The sequence below is a fragment of the uncultured Novosphingobium sp. genome (genome assembly GCF_964277725.1).
GTDB lineage: Bacteria > Pseudomonadota > Alphaproteobacteria > Sphingomonadales > Sphingomonadaceae > Novosphingobium > Novosphingobium fluoreni.
The window spans coordinates 1-5,406 of sequence record NZ_CAXYKL010000240.1 but is presented as its reverse complement, the minus strand read 5'-3'; the positions used below and the strand labels follow the sequence as shown (position 1 = coordinate 5,406).

The window sequence follows — 5,406 nt, the reverse complement described above, 5'->3', positions numbered from 1 at the left end:
CTCGGCAAGGGCAAGGCGCAGCTGAAGGCGATGTTGGCGCAGCGGTCCAACGTCGATGTCACCGTGCTGCCCTACGATGATGAGGTGATCGGCTACATCCGCGATTGGCGGGCGCAGGGCGGCAAGGTGGCGCTCGTCACCGCGACGGACCAGCGGCTGGCGGACCGGATCGGCGCGCATCTTGGGCTGTTTGACGAGGTGTTCGGCTCTGACGGGGTGCGCAATCTGAAGGGGCCGAACAAGGCCGCGTTCCTGGTCGAGCGCTATGGCCAGGGCAACTATGCCTATGTCGGCGATACCCATGCCGACGATGCAGTGTGGCGCAATTCCGGGCATGCGGTGGTCAAGAGCCGCTCGGGCCGCGTGCGCGCCAGGGCTGAGGCGCACAAGAGCTTCCACGCGATCCAGCCGCCCGCTGGAAGTGCCAAGGGGCTATTGAAGGCGCTGCGCCCGCATCAGTGGGCCAAGAACGTACTGGTCTTCCTGGCGATCGCCGGGGCGCACAAGCTGCTCGACCCGGATCTTCTGCTGCGCGCGTTGGGCGCGTTCGTGGCGTTCAGCCTGGTCGCCTCCAGCGTCTATCTGGTGAACGACCTGCTCGACCTTTCGGCCGACCGTGCCCACGCCCGCAAGCGCAAGCGGCCTTTCGCCAGCGGTGCAGCGGCGATCGAGCTGGGCCTGCCGGTGACGGTGCTGCTGCTGCTGGCCGGCTTTGCCATCGCCGCGCTGCTGGGGCCGCTGTTCCTGCTGACGCTGGGGATATACTTCATCACCACGACGGCCTATTCGCTCTCGCTCAAACGGTACCCGATCATCGACATCTGCGTGCTGGCAGGGCTCTACACCATCCGCGTCGTCGCGGGCGGGGTGGCGACGGGTCTGCCGATCTCGGTGTGGCTGGCGGCGTTCTCTTTGTTCATCTTCTTCTCGCTCGCGGCGGTGAAGCGGCAGGCAGAACTGGTGGACGCGGTGAAGGCGGGCAAGCTTCAGATCGTCGGGCGCGGCTATCACCCCGACGACCTGGAGCTGGTTTCGCAGATGGCGACCGCCTCGGGCCTGGTTTCGGTGCTGGTCATCACGCTCTATCTCAGTTCCGATGCGGTGACCGAAATCTACGCGCGGCCCGAAGCGCTGTGGGGGGTGACGCCGGTGCTGCTGTTTTGGATCAGCCGCGTGATCTTCAAGGCGCATCGCGGCGAGATGCATGATGACCCGATCGTCTTCGCGGCCAAGGACAAGGTCAGCATGATCTGCGGCGTCCTGATGTTCGGCTTCGTGATGGCGGCGACTATCCCGTGAGCCGCGCCGATCCCGCACCAGCCACGCTGACCTTGCCGGCGCTGATCGTGCGCTATGCGGTGTTCGCCGTGATTGCGACCGTGGCGAACCTGGGCACGCAGCGCCTGGTGATGCCGCTGGGCAACCATCGGCCCGGCTGGCTGGAGGGGATGGTGCCGCAGGGACTATGGGCCACCGCCGTGTTCGGCGCGGCGATGATCGCGGGCACCTTCGTTGGCCTCGTCATCAAGTATATCCTCGACAAGCGCTGGATCTTTTTCGACGTGGGTACCGGCATGAAGCAGCATGGCGCCAAGTTCGGGCTTTATACCGCGATGGGTCTGGTCACGACGGCGATCTTCTGGGGAAGCGAAAGCCTGTTCTGGTTCGTCTGGCGCACCGAGGCGATGCGCGAACTGGGCGCGGTGCTGGGCCTGGCGGTGGGCTACGTCGTGAAATACCAGCTTGATCGGCGGTTCGTGTTCACCGATGCGGTGTTGCACCGGGCGGAGCTGGCGCGATGAAGCTTTCAGGTTGGGGCCGCTTTCCGCAAGCCGAATGCGCCGTTGTGCGACCGCGCGACGTGGCCGGGGTGGAGAGCGCCTTGGCCCGGAACGCGGGTGGTCTGATCGCGCGCGGCAATGGCCGGGCTTATGGCGATAGCGCGCTCAACCCGGCCCAAACGCTGGATATGCGCGGGCTGGACCGGGTGCTGGCCTTTGACGAGCAGACCGGGCAAGTCGTGGCCGAAGCCGGCGTTTTGCTGGCGGACCTGATCGAGCTTTTCCTGCCGCGGGGCTGGTTTCCTTCGGTGACGCCGGGCACCAAGTTTGTCTCGCTGGGCGGGGCTATCGCTTCTGACGTCCATGGCAAGAACCATCACAAGCACGGCTCGTTCGGCGCCTTCGTGGACTGGATCGACGTGCTGGGTAGCGATGGCGTGATCCGCCGCGCCAGCCGCGATGAGGAGGCGGAGCTGTTCGGCTGGACGGTCGGCGGCATGGGCCTGACCGGCGTGATCCTGCGCGCGGCGCTGCGGCTGACCAGGGTGCAGACCGGCTGGATCAAGCAGACGATGCGCCCCGCCCCCGATCTCGCCACGGCGATGGCGCTGTTCGAGCAAGCCCAGGATGCGACCTATTCGGTGGGCTGGATCGATTGCCTGGCATCCGGCGCGGCGACCGGTCGCTCACTGGTGATGCTGGGCGAACATGCCACCTTGTCAAATCTCACCGAAAAGCAGCGCGCCGATCGCTGGGTGGAAAAATCGCGGGGCAAGAAGTCGGTGCCGCTCGACTTCCCCAGCTTTGCGCTGAACTCGCTTTCGGTGAAGGCGTTTAACACGCTCTACTACGCCAACGGGCGGCGGCAGGCGGGGGCCTCGCTGATCGATTACGACAGCTATTTCTACCCGCTCGACGCGATTCTGGAATGGAACCGCATCTATGGCCGCACTGGCTTTGCGCAATTCCAGTGTGTCATTCCGCTGGAGGCCTCGCATGCCGGGTTGACCGCGCTATTGGGCGAAATCGCGCGATCGGGGCAAGGCTCGTTCCTGGCGGTGCTGAAGCGCATGGGGGCGCAGGACAGCCCGTTCTCGTTCCCGATGGAGGGCTACACCCTGGCGCTGGATTTCCCGATGCGGCAGCAGACGCCCGGCCTGTTTGCCGAGTTGGAGGCCATCGCCATCGATCACGGCGGCAGGTTCTACCTTGCCAAGGATAGCCTGCTGACGCCCGAGCGGCTGCGGCTGTCCGATCCGCGTGTTGAGGCATTCACGCAAATGCGGGAGGCCAGCGGTGCCGCTGCGCGCTTTCGTTCGCTACAATCCGAAAGGCTCGCCCTGTGACCCAATCCGTCCTCATCATCGGGGCGCGATCCGATATCGGCATCGCCGCCGCCCGCGCTTTCGCCGCCAAGGGTTATGCCGTGCAACTGGCCGCGCGCAACGCCCCCGCGCTGGCGGACGATCGCAAGGACCTGATCGCCCGCTATGGCGCGCAGGTGTCGTTGCACGAAGTCGATGCGCTGGACCTGTCCAGTCACGAGGCTTTCTTGGCCGGCCTGCCCGTGCTGCCGGACGTGGTGGTCTGCACCGTCGGCTTCATGGGCGAGCAGAAGCAGAACGAGACCTCGCTGGAAGAGATGGCGCGGGTGATGCGCAGCAATTTCGAAGGACCGGCCAGCCTGTTCACCGTATTGGCCAACAAGATGGTGGCGCGCGGATCGGGCACGCTGGTGGGCATCAGCTCGGTAGCGGGCGAGCGCGGACGCGCGGCGAACTATGTCTATGGCTCGGCCAAGGCGGGGTTCACCGCGTTCCTTTCCGGCCTGCGCAACCGCCTCGCCAAGGACAAGACCGGCGTGCATGTCGTCACCGTGCTGCCCGGCTTCGTGCGCACCGCGATGACTCAGGGGCTGGACTTGCCCGCCAAGCTCACCGCCGAACCCGCCGAAGTGGGCAACGCGATCTTCAAGGCGGTGGAGAAGGGCAAGGACGTGATCTACGTGCGGCCCGTATGGCAGGGTATTATGCTCGCCATCCGCAACATCCCCGAATTCCAATTCAAGAAGATGAGCATCTGACACACATGGAACGGGGCGGGCGCCTCTCCCCTCGCACGAGGACGATCGCGCTTGGCCTGATCTTGCTTGCGGCTGCACTGTTACGGCTGCATGGCATCTGTTTCGGCCTGCCCGCTTTAAACGATCCAGACGAACTGATGTTCGAAATGGGCTCGGTCCGCATGCTCAGCGGGCCGACGCTGAACCCGGGCTGGTTTGGCCATCCGGCCACGACCACGATCTATCTATTGGCTCTCGTCAACGCCTGCATCTTTGTGGTGGGTTGGGGCGCGGGGTGGTGGGCTGGCCCCAAGGCGTTCGCCGCGATGATTTACCAGGATCCCAGTTGGGTGATCCTGCCGGGGCGCGTCGCGATGGTGGTCTTCGCGTTGTGGAGCATTTGGCTGACCTGGCGCCTGGCGCGGCAGATCGCGGGCGATCGCGTCGGGCTGGCGGGCGCCGCGATCATGGCGGTCAATCCGGTTCATATCGCCTACTCGCAGATCATCCGTTCGGATATCATGGCGACCTGCTTCATGCTGCTGGTGTTCCTGGCGGCTATGCGGATCGCACGTGCCGATCGTGGTGATCCGATCCGCCGCGATGTCATCCTCGCGGCTTTGTGGCTGGCGCTGGCGACGGTTACGAAATGGCCATTCATCCTCAGCGCACTAGCGGTGGCTGGCGCGATGTTTCTGCGCCTTCGAGACGGGCGAATCTCCGTTTTCGACGCGATAAAAGCCCTAGCGGCGTTCGGGGCACTAGGTATCGTCTTCGGAGTGCTCGTCTCGCCGTTCCTGGTGCTGGATTTTCCGACGGTCGTGCGTAATCTCGCAGGTGAGCGCCAACTGCATCATTTGGGTGCTACCGGGGGTCCCCCATTGTCCAATGCCTGGTGGTACGTGTCGGGCCCGATGCTGCGGTGCCTGGGGGCGGCGGGCGCGCTGCTCGCACTGCCGGGTGCATTTCTTCTAGCTCGCCAGCGCGAGGCGGCAGCGACCATTGCCTTCGCGTTCGTGGCATTCTTTTTGATGATCTGCGCCCAGCAATTGATCTGGGAGCGGTGGGTCCTGCCACTGGCCCCGACGCTTGCGATCGCGGCGGCAGCGGGCCTTGTCTGGGTCATCGAGGCTGTGACGAAAAGGGCCGCTGATGGCGTGAAGCGGCCGGTCGCGGCGGTGGTCTGCGCAGCCGTACTCCTTCCGATGACGGCCCAAGCGTTCGTAGATGCCCGCGTGCGCCTGAACGATACCCGTCAGCAGGCGGCCGCCTGGGCTTATGCGAATATCCGCCCGGGAGGCTCGATCATGGTGGAGCATTTCGGCTTCGACCTGCTGCAGGGGCCATGGCGCTTTCTTTTTCCAGTGGGAGATTCCGGCTGCGTCGATGTTCGTGGGCTGCTGACGGGCAAGACCCAGTACGATCAGGTCGAGGATGCACGAAATCAGCGCTCGAACGTGGACTACGGTACGCTCAACCCCGCTCGGCGAGGAACCTGCGCCGCTGATTGGGCGATCCTGACCCAGGCCGATCGCTACCGCGCCGAGCGGGCCACTTTCCCGC

The 5,406-nt window shown here is 65.0% G+C and carries 5 protein-coding genes; all 5 read left to right on the top strand.

The genetic code is table 11. The features are described from left to right. The coding region (locus ACHWRX_RS13495; protein ID WP_394659578.1) for a UbiA family prenyltransferase at positions 1-1,299 on the top strand (1,299 nt) is incomplete at its 5' end. Further along, positions 1,296-1,802, top strand: a complete 507-nt coding sequence (locus ACHWRX_RS13490) for a GtrA family protein (protein WP_394659577.1) — start codon at positions 1,296-1,298, stop codon at positions 1,800-1,802. The genes ACHWRX_RS13495 and ACHWRX_RS13490, both read left to right, overlap by 4 nt. Continuing rightward, positions 1,799-3,127 carry an FAD-dependent oxidoreductase gene (locus tag ACHWRX_RS13485; protein WP_394659576.1) on the top strand — a complete coding sequence of 443 codons (1,329 nt, stop codon included), beginning with the start codon at positions 1,799-1,801 and terminating at the stop codon, positions 3,125-3,127. The genes ACHWRX_RS13490 and ACHWRX_RS13485 overlap by 4 nt, the downstream gene beginning before the upstream one ends. Then, the gene (locus ACHWRX_RS13480) at positions 3,124-3,864 is read left to right on the top strand and encodes an SDR family oxidoreductase (RefSeq protein ID WP_394659575.1); all 741 of its coding nucleotides are present in this window, start codon (positions 3,124-3,126) and stop codon (positions 3,862-3,864) included. Before ACHWRX_RS13485 ends, ACHWRX_RS13480 begins: the two co-directional genes overlap by 4 nt. Before the next feature lie 137 nt (positions 3,865-4,001). After that, positions 4,002-5,406 (top strand): glycosyltransferase family 39 protein (locus ACHWRX_RS13475; protein ID WP_394659574.1); only part of this gene is annotated, 1,405 nt, incomplete at its 3' end.